The sequence below is a fragment of the Nocardiopsis akebiae genome, from assembly GCF_018316795.1.
Lineage (GTDB): Bacteria > Actinomycetota > Actinomycetes > Streptosporangiales > Streptosporangiaceae > Nocardiopsis > Nocardiopsis dassonvillei.
The window spans coordinates 5,486,026-5,505,042 of sequence record NZ_CP074132.1 but is presented as its reverse complement, the minus strand read 5'-3'; the positions used below and the strand labels follow the sequence as shown (position 1 = coordinate 5,505,042).

14 protein-coding genes and 2 tRNA genes are annotated in these 19,017 nt (G+C 73.4%); 11 read left to right on the top strand and 5 right to left on the bottom strand.

Going from position 1 to position 19,017, the window contains the following annotated elements; translation table 11 throughout:
- Positions 1-4: 4 nt before the first annotated feature.
- On the bottom strand, positions 5-1,816 hold the full coding sequence (locus tag KGD83_RS23440; RefSeq protein WP_212641196.1) for a UvrD-helicase domain-containing protein: 1,812 nt from the start codon (positions 1,814-1,816) through the stop codon (positions 5-7).
- Between the two features lie 879 nt (positions 1,817-2,695).
- Here KGD83_RS23440 and KGD83_RS23435 point away from each other — a divergent pair.
- The 3 genes from KGD83_RS23435 to KGD83_RS23425 all read left to right on the top strand — a co-directional run bounded on the left by KGD83_RS23435 (position 2,696) and on the right by KGD83_RS23425 (position 5,890).
- Positions 2,696-3,304, top strand: a complete 609-nt coding sequence (locus KGD83_RS23435; protein WP_212641195.1) for a DUF1707 SHOCT-like domain-containing protein — start codon at positions 2,696-2,698, stop codon at positions 3,302-3,304.
- Positions 3,305-3,631: 327 nt separating this feature from the next.
- Entirely contained in the window at positions 3,632-4,237 is a 606-nt protein-coding gene (locus KGD83_RS23430; RefSeq protein WP_212641194.1) for a SanA/YdcF family protein, read from the top strand.
- Between the two features lie 225 nt (positions 4,238-4,462).
- Positions 4,463-5,890: a hypothetical protein gene (locus tag KGD83_RS23425; RefSeq protein WP_212641193.1), complete on the top strand. Its 1,428-nt coding sequence runs from the start codon at positions 4,463-4,465 to the stop codon at positions 5,888-5,890.
- Between the two features lie 107 nt (positions 5,891-5,997).
- Here KGD83_RS23425 and KGD83_RS23420 read toward each other — a convergent pair whose 3' ends face one another.
- Positions 5,998-6,846 (bottom strand): SanA/YdcF family protein, encoded by an 849-nt coding sequence (locus tag KGD83_RS23420; protein ID WP_212641192.1) that lies wholly within the window; start codon positions 6,844-6,846, stop codon positions 5,998-6,000.
- A 137-nt stretch (positions 6,847-6,983) separates the two neighbouring features.
- Between KGD83_RS23420 and KGD83_RS23415 the strand changes: the two genes are divergently transcribed.
- On the top strand, positions 6,984-8,552 hold the full coding sequence (locus KGD83_RS23415; protein ID WP_212641191.1) for a DUF885 family protein: 1,569 nt from the start codon (positions 6,984-6,986) through the stop codon (positions 8,550-8,552).
- Positions 8,553-8,997: 445 nt separating this feature from the next.
- Here the strand turns inward: KGD83_RS23415 and KGD83_RS23410 are convergent, their stop codons facing one another.
- On the bottom strand, positions 8,998-10,035 hold the full coding sequence (locus tag KGD83_RS23410) for an N-acetylmuramic acid 6-phosphate etherase (RefSeq protein ID WP_212641190.1): 1,038 nt from the start codon (positions 10,033-10,035) through the stop codon (positions 8,998-9,000).
- A gap of 81 nt (positions 10,036-10,116) precedes the next feature.
- Positions 10,117-11,103 (bottom strand): MurR/RpiR family transcriptional regulator, encoded by a 987-nt coding sequence (locus KGD83_RS23405; protein WP_212641189.1) that lies wholly within the window; start codon positions 11,101-11,103, stop codon positions 10,117-10,119.
- Between the two features lie 199 nt (positions 11,104-11,302).
- On the opposite strand from KGD83_RS23405, the gene KGD83_RS23400 reads away from it, so the two are divergent.
- The 6 genes from KGD83_RS23400 to KGD83_RS23375 all read left to right on the top strand — a co-directional run bounded on the left by KGD83_RS23400 (position 11,303) and on the right by KGD83_RS23375 (position 15,784).
- On the top strand, positions 11,303-13,192 hold the full coding sequence (locus KGD83_RS23400) for an AfsR/SARP family transcriptional regulator (RefSeq protein ID WP_212641188.1): 1,890 nt from the start codon (positions 11,303-11,305) through the stop codon (positions 13,190-13,192).
- 158 nt (positions 13,193-13,350) lie between these two features.
- A complete protein-coding gene (locus KGD83_RS23395) occupies positions 13,351-13,536 on the top strand; it encodes a hypothetical protein (RefSeq protein WP_212641187.1) in 186 nt (61 codons plus the stop codon).
- 137 nt (positions 13,537-13,673) lie between these two features.
- A tRNA-Lys gene (locus KGD83_RS23390) sits at positions 13,674-13,747 on the top strand.
- A 195-nt stretch (positions 13,748-13,942) separates the two neighbouring features.
- A tRNA-Lys gene (locus tag KGD83_RS23385) sits at positions 13,943-14,016 on the top strand.
- A 440-nt stretch (positions 14,017-14,456) separates the two neighbouring features.
- Positions 14,457-14,942, top strand: a complete 486-nt coding sequence (locus KGD83_RS23380) for a septum formation family protein (protein WP_212641186.1) — start codon at positions 14,457-14,459, stop codon at positions 14,940-14,942.
- A gap of 245 nt (positions 14,943-15,187) precedes the next feature.
- Positions 15,188-15,784 carry a septum formation family protein gene (locus KGD83_RS23375; RefSeq protein WP_212641185.1) on the top strand — a complete coding sequence of 199 codons (597 nt, stop codon included), beginning with the start codon at positions 15,188-15,190 and terminating at the stop codon, positions 15,782-15,784.
- Positions 15,785-15,977: 193 nt separating this feature from the next.
- On the opposite strand, the gene KGD83_RS23370 is transcribed toward KGD83_RS23375, so the two are convergent.
- Entirely contained in the window at positions 15,978-17,597 is a 1,620-nt protein-coding gene (locus KGD83_RS23370; RefSeq protein WP_212641184.1) for an alpha/beta fold hydrolase, read from the bottom strand.
- A gap of 321 nt (positions 17,598-17,918) precedes the next feature.
- On the opposite strand from KGD83_RS23370, the gene KGD83_RS23365 reads away from it, so the two are divergent.
- Entirely contained in the window at positions 17,919-19,010 is a 1,092-nt protein-coding gene (locus KGD83_RS23365) for an ABC transporter permease (RefSeq protein WP_212641183.1), read from the top strand.
- Positions 19,011-19,017 lie beyond the last annotated feature (7 nt).

Sequence of the window (19,017 nt, the reverse complement as noted above, 5' to 3'; positions counted from 1 at the left end):
GCCGTCACAGAGTGGAGTCGATCAGACGGCTGGCCCGGCCCACGTGCGACACGTACAGCGCGTCACGGGCCCGGGTGCAGGCCACGAACAGCAGCGTCCGCTCCTGCTGGAAGGCGTGCTCCAGCGCCACCTGGTCTCCGTCGGCGGCCTCGATGGCGGCCTTGGGCGGCAGCAGGTGGTCGCTGACGCCGATCAGCGCCACGCACCGGAACTCCTGGCCCTTGAGCCGGTGCATCGTCCCCACGCGCACCGCCTCGGCGGCGCCGCTGTCCTCCAGCTGGGCGGTGGGCACCCCCCTGGCCTCCAACTCCTTGGCGATGCCGCGCACGACCCACTGGTTGCGCCCAGCCACCGCGATCTCCGCCGGGGCGACCCCGGCCTCCAGCCACACCCGCACCCAGTCGCCCAGCGCGGTGAGCTCCTCGGCGCGGTCCTCGCAACCGCGCACCACCGGCGCCGGACCGCGCAGCAGCGAGCGGTACCCGGCCAGGGTGTCGGCGTTGTCGTCCATGCCCAGGGCCGCGCGGCGGTCCAGGATCGGCGTGCTCCAGTCCAGGATCTCCTGGGTCACCCGGTAGCTCACCCGCAGCCGCTGGCCGCGCCCGCGCACGTTGATGCCGAGCGAGGCCAGCGACACCCGGTTGTCGGACACCCGCTGGTGCGGGTCGCCGACGATGAACAGGTCGTCCGGCCCCTCCGGGACGGCTGCGCGCAGCATCCGCCACTGGGCCGGGTGCAGGTCCTGGGCCTCGTCGACCACGGCGTGCCGGAACAGCGGCTCGCGGCGGCCCAGGATCCGCGCGGCCTCGGCGGCCAGCTGCGGGTAGGACCACATCCCCTCCACCCTCATGGCGCCGACGTAGCGCCGCACGGTCTCCCACACCTGGCGGCGGTGCTCGGGAGCCAGGTGCTGCACCCGCCCGCTGCGCTCGCAGCGGATGTAGTCGGGCAGCAGCTCCAGGCCCTTGGCGAGGATGACCTGCTCCCACTCGTCCACCAGGAAGCGGCCGGAGAAGGGCAGCCCGTCGGCCACCGCCACCGCACGCCAGCGCCGGGCCAGCTCGTCCTTGCCGACCATGCGGGGCGCCACGCTGGTGTGGGTCTGCACGACCGAGCGGGCGAGGCTGTCGATGGTGGCCACGCGCACGCGGGCGCGCACGACGGGGTCGGGCAGGAGCTGGTCGAGCCGCTCGGCCAGCGACTGCGCCAGCGTCCGGTTGTAGGTGGTCAGGAGCACCGACTCGCGGGCGTCCTCGGGGCGGGCCGCGGCGTCGCGCTCGGCCAGGTAGGCGGCGCGGTGCAGCGCGATCACGGTCTTGCCGGTCCCCGGGCCGCCGGTGACCTGCGTGGACCCGTTGTAGTGCGCCTCGGTGATCCGGTGCTGGTCGGGGTGCAGGGTCAGCTGCCACTGGTCGAAGGGGGCCCTCAGGGCCCCGGCCAGTTCGGGCGGGCCGCTGGGCGTGGGGTCGGCCTCGGCGGGGTCGATCCCGGCAGGCGTCTCGGGGCGCAGGTCGCGCGCGAAGCGCAGGGCCTCGTCGCGCGGGCGCACGGTGACCAGGCGGTAGCGGGTGCCGTCGGCGAGGCCGCCGTCACCGGTCCGGCCGCGGCCCGTGGCGTCGGGGACGACGACGCCGGACCAGTCGGGGGCGATGCTGACGACCCGGACGCCCGGGTCGGCGGCGCCCGCGACGGATTCCAGGTCGGGCTCGTCGCCGACCTGGCAGGCGCGCATCACGGCCAGGGTGTCGAGCTGGACGTCGGGAGCGAGGCGGGTGAAGTCGCTGAGAAACGTCGGGGCGATCGCGAGGGCGGACACGTCGTGGTTTCCTCCGGTCTTCGACCAAGGTGGTGTCTGTGGTGCTCGGGGAGGTCGGATCGGATGGTCTGGCCTGGGAGGACGGCCTGTGCGGCCGCGGCTCCCAGAGGAAGGATGCTCGCCGCGGAATTCCGGCAAACGCCGCTCCCGGTGCGTTTCCCGTCAGGTTCGGGAGATGTCGAGGCTCTCGCGTTTTTCCTGTTCAGAGCCTTGTTTGCGGAGGTGTGTTCGACTGTTGGGCGAAGGTTTTCCGGGGCGGTCGGGAGGGGTTCCCGTGACCTGCGGTTCTCCGGTCGGATGCTGCGTCCGGAACCGGGTTTATGTATATGTCCGAAACCCCCTCAACGTCGGGGTGCGGCACCGGAGGAGTGCCTGTTCCGCGTGGGGTCGACGGGGAGTATGAGGGCGCCCCGATCACGTGTGGAGGGCAGGGCCGAAAACCGGAAGAGCGGGAAGGGGGCGCCGGGCCCGTACGGCGGGCCGCGCGGCGGGGGAGCGGTTCACGGTGTGGCCGGTTGCGGACACGCGCTGTGCAGACGCGCGCCGACGCGAGATCGTGTACCGGGGGGAGGCGGGAACCACGTGTGGTTCAGGACTCTGCCGGGGTCCGTCCTACCCCGGCAGAGTCCTCAACCACCCTAGAGAAGCGGTACCCAGTCCCCGACCTCCGCAAAGCGCGCCGGGCCGCCAACCTGCGGTGGGAGGGGACGCGGGTGCCGGGCAGGGGCCCCGCGGCCGTTCCCGCCCGCCGGAGCGGCCGGGCCGCGGCGGCGCAGGTTCCGCACCGCGCTCCCTTCCACACATGCTCTACCGTGGTGGTGACAAAAGGAGCGGGAAAGGACCGGGCGAGCGACAGTGGCCTCCAGTGACATGAGTCGGATGCGCGTCTCCGACGCGGAGAGGGACCAGGTGGCGGAGGTCCTGCGGGAGGCGGCGGCGCAGGGGCGCATCACCCTCGACGAACTCGACGAGCGGCTCAACGCCGTCTACGCGGCAAAGACCTACGCCGACCTCGAACCGGTCACCGCCGACCTGCCGACGGGCGCCGAGACGCTGCCGGGCACCGGCGCGCCGCCGGTGGGGGGCCTCCTCCCGGAGCGCCGCGACGGAGGCGACGCCCTCGTCATCCGCTCCCAGGGCAGCCCCGTCGTCCGCAAGGGCGTGTGGAAGGCGCCGCACCGCGTCGAGGTGTACAACAAGTACGGCTCCACCCGGCTCGACTTCCGCGAGGCAGCCCTGACCACCCCCGTCGTCGAGGTCCACGTCGACGCCTCCTGGGGGTCGGGCGACGTGATCCTGCCCGAGGGCGCCACCGCCGACGTGGAGGCGGACGCCTCCTGGTTCGGCACGCTGCGCAACAGCGTCGACTCCCTCCGCCGCGCGTCCGCACCGCACTTCGTCATCACCGGTTCCTGTCAGGGCGGATCCCTGACGATCCGGTACAAGCGGCCCTTCTCCTGGGGCGCTCTGGCGGGTCTGGGGAGCTGAGGCCGGTTCCCGCCCGGCCGCGCTGGGCCTCCGCGAGCGGGAGTCCGGACTCCGGCCGGGGGCGGCGCCGCGCTGAGCCGGTTCCGCGCCTCCCGGGGGAGGCGGGCCCGGCACGGACGTTCCGAAGAGTCCCGTTCTCCCGCCTCTCGCGCGGGTCCGTACGCCTTCGTCCGGATACCCGCACTCCGCCGGTGCGCCATGATTGGGTGCGACGCGCGCCCCGCGCACGCGCGGGCGGCGGCCACCGCCCCGGGAGCACAGGGGCGGGCCGCGGCACCGCGCGGGCGGGCGGCGGACGCGCGCCGGACGACGGGAAGGGGCGGCAGGGTGGGCTTGTGGATCGCGGCGGTCGGAGCGGGCGCGTGCGCCCTGGCACTGGGCCCCTACGCCTGGACCTTCCTGGGCAGCGCCGGGCGCCGCGGGGAGGTCGACACCGTCCCGCACCGGCCCGTGGCCGTGGTCCTGGGAGCCGCCGCCTGGAACGACGGACCCTCGCCGCTGCTCGCCCGCCGCCTGGACCTGGCCGTGCGCCTGTACGAGAACGGCCGGGTCGAGCGGATCATCGTCTCCGGAGACAACCGCGAGGTGTCGCGCCGCGAGACCGACACCATGACCGCGTACCTGGTCGGACAGGGCGTGCCCGCCGACCGGATCGACGCCGACCGCCACGGCTACCGCACCTGGGACACCTGCGTGCGGGTGCGCGACCTGTTCGGGGTCCGTGAGGCGACCATGGTCACCCAGTCCTTCCACCTGCCCCGCACGGTCGCCCTCGCCCGGGCCGCGGGGATCGACGCCGTCGGAGTGGGCGACTCCAGCATGGGCGCCCGCCGCCGCTCCACCGTGATCGGCTACGCCCGCGAGGTCGCCGCCGCGGTCAAGGCCCTGCGCGACGCCGTGCTGCGCCCGGCGCCCGCCCGGAGCGAGCTCTAGGGGGTCCCGGCCCGAGGCGCTGACCGTCGCGCAGCCCGGGCGTCCACAGGCGCGAACCGCCTCCGGCACCGCCGCGCGGGGCGGACCCGGCGTGGTGACAGGGGGGTCCCCGGGCCCCTCCGCTTCGTGCCGCCCGCCCCGGCCTCGGGCCCCGGCGCCGCCGCACCGCCCCGCTCGTCCACAGGTGGATTCGCGCGTACCGGCTCAGGCGGGATAATCGGCACCATGAACGCGACCACCGACCCACACGACGGCGCGGAGAACGTGGACTGGGCGACCCTGGCCCCCGAGGGCGGCGCTCGCATCCCCGAGCTCCTCGGCCAGCTCGCCGGGAGCGACAGCGCGCTCTCCGAACTCCACGACATCATCCACTTCCCCGCGCCCGGACACCTCGCCGCACCCAAGGCGGTCGACTTCCTGGTCGACCTCGCCTGCGCCGAGTCCACCCCGGCCACCGACCGCTGGCGTCCCCTGAGCCTGCTCCTGGAACTGGTGGCCGGGCACGCCGAGGACCGCTTCCCCGAGGCCCGCGACCTGGACCAGTGGCGCGACGAGGTGGCCTGGGCGGCCTCCAACGACGCCGAGAAGGTCCGCCAGCAGTACCGCGACTGGGCCGAGGAGGCCCCGGACGAGCAGCACCACCACCGCATGCGCAACCGGCTCGCCGTGATGGAGCAGCCCGGCGGCGCCGCGATCCTCCAGGCCGAGCTGGACACCTACGAGGCCGTCCGCGCCCGCGTCCCCGACCTGGTCTCCCTGCTCCACGGCGGCGCCAACCGCGGCGGCATGGACCGCGCGGGGGAGTGGGTGAGCTACCTCCTGGCCTTCCTGCCCGACGACGCCGAGCGCATCACCGCCGAGGTCACCGGGGCCTCCCAGGTCCTGCTCGCCAAGGATCTGCGCCCCGCCCCGCAGGCGCCCACGAGCCTGCGCGACGTGATGAACGCGCTGGACAGCGGCGGCGACCCGCTCCCCGCGGAACTGTTCGCCCTCGGCCTGCTGGCCAGCCCGACCGACGTCGACCTCTCGGTCGGCCTCACCCACCAGATGGCGGGCGGGAACCTGTACAACTCCTTCGCCGCCTCGGTGGCGATGCTGCTCATCCACGGCGAGAACACCCCGCGCGAGGCGCTGCGCCGCATCGGCCGCGGCGGCGGCACCTCCATGGGCTACCAGGGCCTGTTCAACGAGTCCTGGCCGCACTGCGGCGGGCACTCCCCGCAGGTCCTGGGCTTCCTCGCGCTGGGCCGCGCGGGCGACCGCGCCCGCCGCCTGCGCCTGGACATCCTGCCCGGCCTGATCAAGGGCGAGGCGGACTCGCGCGCCCTCGTGACGGGCGTCGGCCTGGAACTGGTGCTCGGCCCCCGCAGCAAGGGCCACACCGCCGAGGAGCACGCCGAGGCCGACTACGACGAGGAGACCCTCAAGGTCCTCTGGACGATCGCCGAACTGCCCTCCTCCGCCTGGGAGGACGAGGAGTTCACGCGGACCCTGAGCGCCTGGGCACTGCCGGACAACGCCGAGGACTTCTGCGCGCTCGTGGGTGTGGAGCCCGAACCGGAGCCGGAGCAGGCCGCGGCCCCGCAGCCGCAGCAGCCCGCCGCCCCCCAGCCCGGCGGGCTGCTGGGACGCCTCTTCGGCGGAGGACGGTAGGGCGCGCCCGGTCCACCGGCGCGGTTCCCGGCGCCGGTGGACCGACCGGTCGCGATCGCCCGCCTCGGCCTCCGGACCGCCGTGTACGGCTCCGGGGCCGGGCGGCCTCAGCCGCCCGCCGCCCCCGGTTCGCGCTCCAGCGCCAGGGCCTCGTCCACTCCGGTCTCGTAGTCGCCCAGGAACGTCGGGTCGGGCCGCAGCACCACCGAGCCCAGCGCCGCCACCGCCGCCGGGACCTCCCGGAACCATCCGTACACGGTGGCGAAGGCGCGCTCCTCCAGGCTGGAGTCGGCCACGCCCACCGCGTCTATGCCCGCCGAACGGCACAGCCGCACGGCGCGGGGCAGGTGGAAGTCCTGGGTGACCACGGTGGCCTCCCGCACCCCGAACACCTCGTGGGCCCGCACGCACGAGTCCCAGGTGGAGAACCCGGCGTAGTCGCCCACGACGTGCTCTCCCGGGACCCCGGCGTCCACCAGGTAGGCGCGCATGGTGTCGGTCTCGTTGTAGTGCTCGACGCTGTTGTCGCCGGTCACCAGGACGACGTCGACCCTCCCGGCGAAGTAGAGGTCGGCGGCGGTGTCCAGGCGCCGGGCCAGCAGCAGGCTGGGCCGCCCGTCGGGTCGCACGCCGGCGCCCAGCACCAGCGCCACCGGGCGTTCCGGCACGGCGGCGGCGGTGTGGCGGTGGTCGGAGGTGGAGGAGAGCACCCACAGGAACGGAACGCAGCCCGCCACCATCGCGAACACGGTCAGCACGGCTAGGCGTCCCAGCCACGTCCGGCGTCCGCGGCGACCAGCGGAGGCCCCGACGTTCCCGGCGTTCTCGGCGCCGGAGACGTCGTCGGCGGTGTCGGTACCGGAGCCGCCGGAAGCGGGGGAGGGCCGCTCGCGGAGGACGCCGGTGTCGTCGTCGGACGGGGGACTCTGGGGTGTGGCGGGATCTGGGATCGTCACGCTTGGGAAGACGCCCGGCGCCGCTCCGGAGTTCCGGCGCGGCGCAGGTTCCGGTACGGCACAGCGGACCCGGCCGGTCCGGTTCAGGCCCGCGAACCGTCTGTCCGCACGGCCCTCTCCGGGGCTAGAGTCACCGCATGTCCTTCCAGCCACAGCACGAAGACCTGCCCGCGCGGCTCCGGCGCCTGGCCGACCTCAGGCCGATGAACATGCGTGAAGGCTCCGGCATGCACGAGTACGACGGCAAGGTCGCCGACCTGTCGCCCGAAGGGGTCCGAAAGGCCCTGGCCGGACTCGGCGGCGAACCCCTCGACGACCCGCACGACGAGGCCCACCTGGCCGCCTTCGAGAACGCCCTGCGCTACGAGCTGGGCGAACTCCAACTGCACCGAGCCAACCCCCTCTACCACGTCAACGAACTCGACCTGTCGGGCTACGACCGCGCGTACGCGCCCCGGGCCGAGCGCGACGCCGCCCGCATCGCCCACCTGGCCGAGTGGCCGCGCGTGGTCGACAACGCGATCGCGGCCCTGGACCGCCTGCCCGCCCCCCTCGCGGAGTCCCTCCTCGGCGCCGTCCGGGGGGTGGCCGACGGTCTCCCCGACGACGTGCCCGCCGATGTGCGCGACGCGGCCCTGGCCGCGCACGCGCGCCTGCTCGCCCACGTCGAGAAGGCGGTGCGGGAGGGCCCCCGCAGCGCCGGGCTCGGCGCCGGGCCGCTCGCCCGCCTCATGGGCAGCGGCGAGGCCGTCGAGGTCGACCTCGCGGACCTGGCCGCCCGCGCCGAGGCCGAACGCGACCGCCTGCGCGGGCGCCTGGCCGAGGCCGTCGGGCGCCTCGCCCCCGGCCGCGACACGATGGAGTTCGTCCGCGAGCTCACCCGGCAGCACCCCGACACCGACGGAGTGCTGGACGCCGCCCGCCGCTGGACGGAGCTGGCGGTGGCGTTCACCGCCGAACGCGGCCTGGCGCCCCACAACGACGGCGAGTGCCGCGTGGACGTCTCCCCGCCCTCCCAGCGCTGGGCCACCGCGATGATGGCGTGGTCGGGCCCGTGGGAGGCCGACACGCCCTCCTTCTACTTCATCACCCCGCCCGACGCCTCCTGGACCGCGGAGGAGGCCGCCGAGTGGCTGGAGATGTTCAGCCACACCACCCTGCCCGCCGTGAGCGTGCACGAGGTGGCTCCCGGCCACTTCTCCCACGGCCGTGCACTGCGTCAGGCGCCCGGGCCGGTGCGCCGCGCCCTGCACTCGATGACCTTCGCCGAGGGCTGGGCGCACTACGTGGAGGAGGTGTGCGTGGACGAGGGCTTCGGCGCCTACGCCGCCGAACGCCTGGGCGACCCCGCCTGGACCGCCGACCACTACGAGACCGGGGTGTGGGTGGAGGCGCTCATCCGCGTCACCCGTTTGTCCGTGGCGATCGGCATGCACAGCGGCACCATGTCCGTGCAGGAGGCGGCCGCCCGCTTCGCCCAGGACACGCCGCTCCAGGGGCCCGCTGCCCTGGCCGAGGCGCGCCGCGCCACCTTCGACCCCACCTACGGCCGCTACACCTGGGGCAAGCTGGAGATCCTGCGGCTGAGGGAGCGGGCGCGCGAGCGCTGGGGCGACGGGTTCACCCTGGAGCGCTTCCACCGGGCCCTGCTGGACCTGGGCTCCCCGCCGATCGGTCTGATCGGCACCGCCGTCGAACGAGGCTGAGCCGGGCGGGGCCGTCCACAGCCGCGGACCGGGGCTGGCGGGGCGGGCGGCGGCGCGGGAGACTCGGATACGGGGGGACCGGCCCCCTCCCACGGCGGCGCGCGGGGCCCCGGAATCGAGCCTACGCCGCCCGCCCGGCCCCGGGCCACAGGGACTTCCCGCCTGTGGAAGAGCCTGGGCGGGGCCCGACCCGCGCGGGGTCGAGGCCGGGCGGGTCCCAGCCCGGGCGGGTGCGACCTCCGGTGCGCGGGCAGCGCGAAGCGGGGGAGGCCGGGGACCCCCCGTATCCAACGTAGGCCGGACGGGACGGACACCGCCAGAGGAACCTTCTGCCTGTGGAAAACCCGGGCGGGACTCAACTCGCGCGGGACTCAACTCGTGCGGGATCAGGCCCGCGCGGGGTCCGACCCGCGCGGGACAGCGGCCGTCCCGACCGCCCCGCCGCCTACTCCTGGGCGCCCTGGCCCGGCATGCCCAGCCCGGCCAGCGCGGGGCGGACCCGGCCCCGCGCCTCACCCAGGGCCCGCGCCGCCGTGTCCGCGTCCACGTCGGCCAGCAGCGACACCAGCGCGACGCGGGTGTCGCCCTCCGCCGCGTTCAGCGCCCGCGCGCACACCCGCTCGTCCAGCCCGGTGGCCTGCGTCAGGATGGTCACCACGCGGCCGCGCAGCTTGCCGTTGGTGGCGTCCACCCCCACCATCAGGTTGGAGTACGTCCGCCCCATCCGCACCATCACCGCGGTGGAGAACGCGTTCAGCGCCAGCTTCTGCGCCGTGCCCGCCTTCATCCGGGTGGACCCGGCGATCACCTCCGCGCCGGTGGCCATGCCCACGTGCACGTCCGCCTCCCGCGCCAGCGGCGCCTGCGGGTTCGCGCTGATCAGCACCGTCGCGGCCGAGCGCTCCCGGGCCGCCTCCAGCGCCCCGCCCACGTACGGGGTGCGCCCGCTGGCGGCCAGGCCCACGGCCAGCGACCCCGGCGTGATCGCGGCGGCGTCGGCCCGGCCCGACTCCCAGTCGTCCTCGATTCCCTCCACGGCCCGCGCCAGGGCCTCCCCGCCGCCCGCGTGGTGGGCCACCACCCACGAGGCGGGCACGCCGTAGGTCGGCGGCAGCTCGGCCGCGTCCTGGGCGGCGATCCGCCCCGAGGTGCCCGCGCCGAAGTAGTGGATGGCCGCCCCGCTCTCCAGGGCGGCCACCCCCAGCTCCACGGCACGCGCCAGTTCCGGCAGGACCGCGCCCACCGCGCCGGGGACCGTGACGTCCTCGGCGTTGATCTGTCGCAGCACGTCCAGCGCCGGGAGCAGGTCGATGTCGTGGGTACCGGAGTTGCGGGCCTCCGTCGGCGCGCGCACGATCACGGCCGCACCGCCCCCGTTCCCTCCGGAGGGCAGCGGGGCGCCGGCCTCCCGAGGGGCGTCCCCGCCTTCCGGCCGGGTTCCGCGCCCGTCTTCGTGCACAGCGCTCTCCTGTTCGGTCCGCACCGGTGCCGTTCCTTTCCCTCGTTCGACCGTCCCGCCTCCGCCGCCGGTCGGAGCCGGGCGGCGGGAGCGGGACGCGTACGGTCAGCCGTCGTTGTCGTCCGTGCCCCCGCCGCCGGGGGCCTCGCCCCTGCGGCGCCTGCGGTCGTCGTTGATCCGCAGCCCCCGCACCGCCTCGAAGGTCGTCTCCAGCGCGGTGCGGCTGTCGGTGTAGCGGCTCTGCGCCAGACCCACGAACAGGCAGTCCACCACGGTCAGCTGCGCGAGCCTGCTCGCGGTGGCCCCCGAGCGGAACGTGGTCTCCCGGGCCGCGGTGGTCAGCACGTGGTCGGCGAACCCGATCGGTGAGCGGGGGAAGTTGGTGACGGCGACGGTCCGGGCGCCCCGCCGCCCCGCCTCCGTGAGAGCCTGCACCGTGTCTATGGTCGTCCCGCTGTGGGAGATGCCGATCGCCACGTCGCGCTCGTCCAGCAGAGCCGCGCTGGTCAGCATCACGTGCGCGTCCGACCACGCGAACGAGGTGAGCCCGATCCGGTGCAGCTTCTGCTGGAGGTCGGCGCCGACGAACGCGCTCGCGCCCACCCCGTACACGTCGATGCGCCGTGCGCCCGCCATCGTGTCGATGACCGTGCGCAGCACCTCCACGTCCAGGGCGGCGCCGGTCTCCTCCACCGCGCGCGCGTCGGTGTAGGCGATCTTCTGCACCACCGTGACGAGGGTGTCGTCCGGATTGATGTCGCTGGACAGCTCCGGTGCCGCCCCGCGGGCGCCACGCGCCTGACCGGCCTCGGTGGCCAGGGCCAGGCGCAGCTCCCGGTAGCCGCTGAAGTCGATGGTGCGGCAGAACCGGATCACGGTGGCCTCGGACGTGGCGCAGTCCTTGGCGAGCTGGGTGATGGAGGAGGCGGCGGCCCGCTCGGGGTCGTCGACGACGTGCTGCGCGACCCGCCGCTCCGCGGGCGCGAGGGAGGGCAGGAGCGACCGGATGCGCAGGACCGTCGTGGGGACGGGAGGCGCGGAGACGCGTCCGGTCTCCGCCCGTCCGCCCGCAGGCTTCGGAATTTCCGCCATGGAGGAAAGTTTCTTTCGGTCGTGGTGAAGAGTCAACGAGGAGAGGGGAAAAAGCGGGAGAATCCAGGATTCCAAGGGACGGCCGCAGCGGCAAGTGGGGGGTGCGTGATTGCGATATCCCAGCTCAGGCGGCACCCTGGAATCAGGGGGCGCCGGGGTTCACCCGCTCGCACGCGCGCTCCGCGAGGGGGAGGGTGCTGTGTCGCTGAGCGACCCGGCGAGGCGGTGGCACGACACGGCCGGGCAGGCCCGGCGGGGCGCGCCCGCGCACACCGCCGGCGGGCTGCGCGTCGGACTGCTAGGGCAGTTCGGCGTCGAGATGGACGGGGCTCCGCTGCGCCTGCGCGGGGACAAGCGCCGCGCCCTGCTGGCCACGCTCCTGCTCAACACCGGGCGCACCGTCCCCACCGCGCACCTCATCGAACGCGTCTGGGGGAGCCCGGCCTCCCCGTCCGCGCGCAGCGCCCTCCAGGTCCACGTGACCCGAGTGCGCGCCGTCCTGGACCAGCACTGCGGCACCCCGCTCATCGCGGGCGGCGACGGCGGCTACCGGGTCGACCTCACCGAGGACCAGTGCGACCTGCTGCGCTTTCGCTCCCTGGTCCGCCGCGCCGACGGGGGCGCCGAACCCTCCGAACGCGCCGACCTCCTCATCAGCGCCCTCGGCCTGTGGCGGGGCCCCGTCCTGGCCGACATCGTCAGCCCCGTCCTGCACGAGCGCGACGTCCCGCCCCTGAACGAGGAACTCCTGCGGACCGCCGAGGAGGGGTTCGGCGCCGCCCTGGCCCGGGGCGACCACGAGCGGGTGGCCGACCAGATCGGCCCCATCGCCACCGACCACCCCGAGCGCGAACCCCTCATCCGGGTCCAGATGACCGCCCTCTACCGCTGCGGGCGCCCCAGCGAGGCCCTGCGCGTGTACGCCCGCACCCGCGACGCGCTGGCCGAGCACCTGGGCGCGGACCCGGGCCGCGAACTCCAGGAGACCTTCCAGGGGATCCTGCGCGGCGACCTCGACCGCGCCCCGGGCACCAGCGTCCCGCACCAGCGCGCCTCCGTCGAGCAGGGCACCGGGGACCGGCCCCCCGCTCCCGCGGCCGGGCCCCGCCCCGGACCGGCCGCCGAACCGGACACCGGACCCGGCGGCGAGCCGGGCGCCCCTGCGGGGGCGGAGGAACGCGACGGCAGCGGCGAAGGCCCGGTCCGCGCGCCCGCCCCGGTCTCGGCCGCCCTCGCACCGGCCGAGCTGCCCGCCGCGCCCTCCGTGCTGCTGGGACGCGATGAGGCCCTGGCCGAGCTGGACCGGCTGGTGGACCCCTCCAGCACCGCTCCCGGCAGTGCGCTGGTGCGCGGCCCGGCGGGCGCGGGAGCCAGCGCCCTCGCCCTGAGCTGGGCCCGCGCGGCCGCGCCGCACTTCCCCGACGGGCAGCTCTACGTCGACCTCCGCGGCGGCGACGGCGGCCCGCGCGACCCGGCCGAGGTGCTGCGCCGCCTGGTGCGCTCCCTGTCCACCGGCATCCGCGGCACCGAGGCCATGGACGCCGACGAGGCCGCCGCTCGGGTCCGTACGCTGCTGGCGCACCGGCGGGTCCTGCTGGTACTGGACAACGCGGCCTCCGCGCGCCAGGTGCGCCCCCTGCTCCCCGGCGGCACCGGGTGCGCGGCGCTCGTCACCAGCCGCTACTGGCTGACCGACCTGCTTGTGCGCGACGGCCTGCGCGCCCTGCCCGTGGGGCCGCTCCCCCCGGACGCGGCGGTGGACCTGCTGCGCCCGCGGGAGGGGCGGGACCGGTGCGCCGAGTCGGTGCTGCGCCGCCTCGCCCACGTCCTGGGACACCTGCCCCTGCCGCTGCGCATGGCGGCGGTCTGGCTCGACGACACCCGCCCGGGCCGGTCCGCCGTGGAGCTGGTGCGCCGTCTGGAGGGGGCGGACCCGGCACGCGGGAGCACGCCCACGGCCCGGATGGCCGCCGTGCTGCGTGCCGGGCCCCGGGAGGGGCGACACGGCCGCGGGGAAGTACCGGCCGAGCCCCGTCCTCCCGAGACCAGTGTCGAACGGGGATCTTACGTTCGGCTTTCACCCGGGTGAGAAGTGACCGCCAGCGGGGGGACGCGGAGTACGCGCCGCATCGCCCAGCGCGGTCACCGCAGGTGCGCGTCGGGGGAAGACCAAGAGCGCGTAGCGAAAAGGATTAGATATACCCACGGGGGTCCTCATCACTCCCATGAGTCGCTAGGGTCAACCCCATGACACAGAACAACGATCCCAACCTGGACCCGGCGGGAACCACGCAGCACTTCCGCCGTTTCGTCGACGAGAACCCGAGCACCGAGGAGCCCGCGCGCCGCCCGGTCATGCCGATCGTGCTGGCCGTCGTCGGCGCGGTCCTGCTCATCGCCGTGATCGTCGCGCTGTTCCTGGCCTTCGCCTAGGCACTCCGAGGCAGGGGACCGAGGGGAGGACCGCCACTCCCGCCGGTCCGCAACCGGTTCGCGGCCCTCCTGCGGTCCTGCTAGAGTTAACGACGTCGCCAGGGGAGGCCCGCAGGGCCGGTACCATGGCACGACAGGCGCCATTAGCTCAGTTGGTCAGAGCAGCTGACTCTTAATCAGCGGGTCCGGGGTTCGAGTCCCTGATGGCGCACAGACAACGGCCCCGGGTCGAAGGCACCGCCTTCCGCCCGGGGCCTTCGTGTTGTCCGCCCGGGCCGCCGCCGACGGGGAGGCGGCCGCCCCGGTGGTGTGCCCCACACCGTGCTGTTCGCGGCGCGGGGCACTCCATCGGTCGGGTAGAGTTGTCCCTGTCGCCGCGGCCGCAGGGCCGGGCGGTGGACGACAGGCGTCATTAGCTCAGTTGGTCAGAGCAGCTGACTCTTAATCAGCGGGTCCGGGGTTCGAGTCCCTGATGACGCACCCGAGGCGAGGGCCCCGGCCGGAAACGGCCGGAGCCCTCGCTTTTTGCGTGGACTCCCTGTACGGGAGCACCCTGCCGCTCTCGCGCCGTTCGCCCGCTTCCCCCGAAGCGATCACTCCCCGCGCTCCGCTGGAAGCCCTCCGCCGTCCTTTCCGGAATCCGCTCCCGGAACCCGTGTGCGCGCATCCGCCTTCCGCGGCAGCTGGGACGAGGACGTGGCTCCGGAAAACGTCATAGGTCTGTGATGTGCTGCTTCGTGTTTGCGGCATCCCATAGGGGTGAAGCGAGGGAGGGGCGGTGGAGACGCAACGTGACGTTTCTCTGCCATTCCGTCGTTTTCGAAGATGAGATTGACATAAACCCCCAGGTAGTGAATTGTTACCCCTTCGCCGCCCCCTTCAGGACGGCGAGCCCCATGCATAACTTTCGGAGTATCCCCATGTCGAATTTCTCCCCCCTCCTGCGTACCGCCGGTGTCTCGGCGCTCGCCGCGGGCAGCGTGTTCGCCCTCAGCGGCTGCGGCGCCCTCATGTCCTTCATGGGCGCCGGCAACGTGATGGATCTCAACGTCGGCGACTGCTTCGTCGAGGAGGAGATGAACACCGCGCTCGCCAGCGGCGAGGTCAGCAACATCCCGCTGGTGGACTGCGCCGAGGAGCACGACTCGGAGTTCTTCTTCTCCTACGAGATGACCGACGCCGAGTACCCCGGCGACGAGGCGACCATGGCCCAGGCCGAGGAGGTCTGCCTCGGCGAGAACTTCACCGACTTCGTCGGCGTCTCCTACGCGGAGTCGGAGATCTACGCCGGTCACCTCTACCCCACCCAGCAGACGTGGGACTCCTACAACGACCGCGAGATCATCTGCTACGTCAACACCCCCGGCGAGATGGTCACCGGCACCCTCGAGGGCGCCAGCCGCTGAGCTTGCCCCGGACGGCGCAGGCCCTGTCCCGCCTCCGCCTCCCCGGCCGCCCGAGCGGCCTTCCCTTCCTCCCCCTCTTCCCCCTCCCGCCTGCGGCAGTCCGCGTCACGCGGTGCTCAGAGCGCAACAGAACCTGATCCGTCCGGACCCGGGTCGAAACCTTCTTCGGGTCCCGGGCATCTGGACAGGTGTCGCCGATCCTGTCCCCCATCGGCATCAGTACCGAACGATCCAGTGGAGTCCCCATGCTGTCCGAAACGCGCCGTCCCCTGTTCGGCCGTGTCGTTCTGGGAACCCTGGCCGTCGGCGCCACCCTGGTGGCCACGACGGCCTGCGGTTCGCTTCCCCTGCTGCCCCCCGCCCTCCAGAACGGCGGGGAGACCGTCGCCCCCGAGCCCACGGACGCCGTGGAGCCGACCGCGTCCGAGGAGACCGCCGAGCCCGTCTCCCCCGGGACCGTCGACGTGTTCTCCCTGGAGGTGGGCGACTGCTTCATCGAGTCCGAGATGGAGACCGCGCTGTTCAGCGAGGGGATCAGCGAGGTCCCGCTGGTGGACTGCTCCCAGGAGCACGACTCGGAGTTCTTCTACTCCCACCAGCTGACCGACGCCGAGTACCCCGGCGACTCGGCGGTCCAGACCGAGGCCGACGAGGTCTGCAAGGGCGAGAACTTCACCGGCTTCATCGGTGTCGACTACCTCGACTCGGAGATCTACGCCTACTACCTCACCCCGACCCAGGACAGCTGGGACCATGCCGACGACCGCGAGATCATCTGCTACGCGACCACCGCCAACATCGGTGAGATGGTCACCGGTACCCTCGCGGGCGCCAACCGCTGAGCGCAGGAGGTCCCGGGACCGCGTCCGGACCCCGGCCCCTCCCGCCGCCTCCTCCGGTAGGCGACCCGCGGTCCGCGGAGCACCCCGGGAACCTGATTCATCCTGTCGTGGGATGAAAAGTCCTCCGCGGCCGCGGTGAGAACGGCCCGCACCGCCCCTCGCGGGGTAGTGCGGGCCGCCGTCGTCTCCGGGGTCAGATCCCCAGGCCGCTCGGGCCGGTCCGGTCGCGCAGCGCCACGAGGTCCTCGGCCTCCACCCCGACCTCCCCGTCTACCTGCGCCGGGGGCAGGCCCTGGCAGGTGAGGTCCTCGGGCTGGGCCCCGTCCACCAGATAGGCGTCCACCGCCTCGGCGACGCAGTCCAGGCCGCCGGGGAGGTAGAAGCCGTGCCCGCCGTCACCGGCGACGGTGATCAGGGAGCTGTCCAGGCGGTCGGCCATGGCCGGGCCGCCCTCGTAGGCCGTGTTGGCGTCGAACTCACCGGCGATGACCAGTGCCTCGGGATAGCCGTCCCGTTCCAGTTCGACCGGCTGCTCGGGCCGGTCGAGGCCGTTGAAGGTGCACGGTCGGGGAACCGCCCAGTAGGCGCCGCTGCCGTAGGGGTGCTCCTCCCGGTACTCCCGGGCGTCCGCGTGGTACGTGCTGATCCTTCCCGGCCACTCGGCCTCGCACAGCACCGCCGTCTGCAGGTCCATGGTGGCCGTGCCGTACTCCTCCTCGGCCAGGGCGCCCGCCTGGGCGGCGAGGGGCTGGGGCAGGGGCTGGTCGTGCACGATGTAACCCAGGAGCTCCGAGACCACGTCCCACTGGTCCTGGAAGCGCGAGTACATGCCCGCCTCTATGCGGAACAGGTGGTTGTCGTAGAACACGCCGGGTGCGACCTCGAGCGGTTCCTCCCGCAGCCGCTCGGCGGTCGCCTCGAAGGTCGCGTAGACCTCCTCCTGGGTCGAACCGAAGCCGAAGACGTCGTCGTACCCCGCCACCCACGCCGTGTAGCGGTCCATGTTCTCGCTGTAGGCGGGCGCCTGCATCATGAAGACGTCGCGCCAGACGCCGTCGGGGTGCACCGACGAGTCCAGCACGCTGCGGTCGAGCCGCTCGGGGAACAGGCTCCCGTAGACCGCGCCCAGGTAGGTGCCGTAGGAGTAGCCCAGGTAGTTGGTCCTCTCCTCGCCCAGGGCGGCCCGGACGACGTCCATGTCGCGGGCGGTGTTGGCGGTGGTCATGTGCGGGCGCAGGTCGCCCTCGGCCTGTTCGCAGGCGCGCTGGTAGCGGATCGCCGACCGGGTGGCCTCGGAGATCTCCTCGTCCGTCGGGCTCGGGTAGACGGGCGGGGGTTCCGAGTCGCAGTCCAGCCTGGGCGAGGATCCGCCGCTGCCGCGGGGGTCCATGCCGATGACGTCGTACACCTCGGCGACCCGCAGGCCCCCGACGAGTCCGGTGCCCGTCTGCGGGTCCAGCGGCAGGGGCATGCTGCGCCCGTGCCCGCCCGGCCCTCCCGGGTTGGTGAGCAGGATGCCGCGCCGCTGTTCCGGGTCGGTGGCGCGGGCCCGGCTGACGGCCACCGTGACGCGCTCGCCCCCGGGGTCGGAGTAGTCGAGCGGGACCACGACGTCGGCGCACTCCAGTCCCTGGAGCGCCTCCTCGGTGCAGGGGGCCCAGGCCAGTTCCTGGTCGTGGAACTCGGCGAGCGCGGTGTCGTCGGCGGGGGAGTCCAGGGGATCGGCCGCGGCGGGGGAGGCCGCCGCGAGGGATGCGGCCAGGGCCGTCACGAGGACGGTCGAGGCCAGTGTGGTTGCGCGTGCTGTGCGCACGGGGGTCGCCTCCGCGTTCTCGGCCCGTTCGGGGAAACGGGATCGTGTACTTCGGAGACGTAACCGTACGAACCGCCCGTGTGATGACAACACCCACAAATGTCATGAGTGTGCTCATGTGGCCGGGTTCGGCCAATCGACGCGGCAACCATATGTAACGGTTTATCGTTTTTTGTTCGTTTTGTGATGTCAATCGTGTCGCTCGGAAGACGCCGTTTGGTCACGAAGGTGGTCTGGACCACACGGGTCGGGTTACCGTGAACTTTCTATTAGGAAACTTTCCTAATAGAAACGGAGTCCCTGCGCCCCCGAAGGAGCCCCGTGGCCACCGAAATCGCGGCCTCCCCACCACCGCCGCGCGCCGGAAGCGGCGCGTCGGCCCGCACCGACGCGCCCGCGCCCCCGCTGACGCGGATCTGGCGCCACTACGCCGCCGTCAAGGTCCGCAAGGCCGTCGTCGTGGTGTTCGTCGTCGCCAACGTGACCTTCTTCCTCGGCCGCGCCATGCCCGGCGACCCGATCGACGTGATGGCCGGACGCCTCACGCAGGGCGGCATGTCGATGGAGGAGGCCCGGGTCATCGCCATGAACTCGCTGGCATACGACCCCGGCGCCCCCCTGTACCAGCAGTGGTGGGACTTCCTGGTCGGCCTGGTCACCTTCGACCTGGGCACGACCATCAACCGGCCGGGCCAGAGCGTCATGGAGGCCATCGGCGCCTACCTGCCCTGGACCCTGTTCAGCATCGGCGTCGGCACAGTCATCGCCGTCGTCCTCGGCCTGGCCCTGGGCATGGTGATGGCCTACTGGCGCAACCGCTTCCTGGACCACGTGCTCAGCGTCCTCGCCTCGGTCCTGGGCGCCGTCCCCAACTACCTCATCGCGATGGCCCTGGTCTTCGGCGGAGGCATGTACCTGGGGTGGTTCGACCCCATCGACCTGCGCGGCACGATCAGCCCCGGCGTCCAGACGGGGTTCAACGCGGAGTTCATCGGCGACGCCCTGTACCACGCGGCCCTGCCGATCGTCACCTACGTGCTCGCCATCATCGGCACCTGGATGCTCATCATGAAGGCCTCCACCACGGAGGTGCTGGGCGAGGACTACGTGACCGTCGCGCGCGCCCGGGGGCTGCGCGACCAGCGCATCGCCGTCTCCTACGTCGGGCGCAACGCGGTCCTGCCGCTGGTCGCCCAGATCGCCATCTCCTTCGGCACCCTCGTCGGCGGTGCGATCTTCGTCGAACAGGTCCTGGTCTACAAGGGCGTCGGCGGCCTGCTCCTGGACGCCGTCAACTACCGCGACTACCCGCTCCTGCAGGGGCTGCTCATCATCATCACGTCCTGCGTGGTGGTCGCCAACCTCGTCGCCGACCTCCTCTACAGCCGCCTCGACCCGCGCATCCGAACGTAGGAGCCCA

Bases quoted from the DNA above. Each gene is read 5' to 3' on its own strand.
- KGD83_RS23435 (WP_212641195.1), top strand. From the start codon at position 2,696: ATGCGCGTCTCCGACGCGGAGAGGGACCAGGTGGCGGAGGTCCTGCGG.
- KGD83_RS23425 (WP_212641193.1), top strand. From the start codon at position 4,463: ATGAACGCGACCACCGACCCACACGACGGCGCGGAGAACGTGGACTGG.
- KGD83_RS23415 (WP_212641191.1), top strand. From the start codon at position 6,984: ATGTCCTTCCAGCCACAGCACGAAGACCTGCCCGCGCGGCTCCGGCGC.
- KGD83_RS23405 (WP_212641189.1), bottom strand. From the start codon at position 11,103: ATGGCGGAAATTCCGAAGCCTGCGGGCGGACGGGCGGAGACCGGACGC.
- KGD83_RS23395 (WP_212641187.1), top strand. From the start codon at position 13,351: ATGACACAGAACAACGATCCCAACCTGGACCCGGCGGGAACCACGCAG.
- KGD83_RS23380 (WP_212641186.1), top strand. From the start codon at position 14,457: ATGTCGAATTTCTCCCCCCTCCTGCGTACCGCCGGTGTCTCGGCGCTC.
- KGD83_RS23375 (WP_212641185.1), top strand. From the start codon at position 15,188: ATGCTGTCCGAAACGCGCCGTCCCCTGTTCGGCCGTGTCGTTCTGGGA.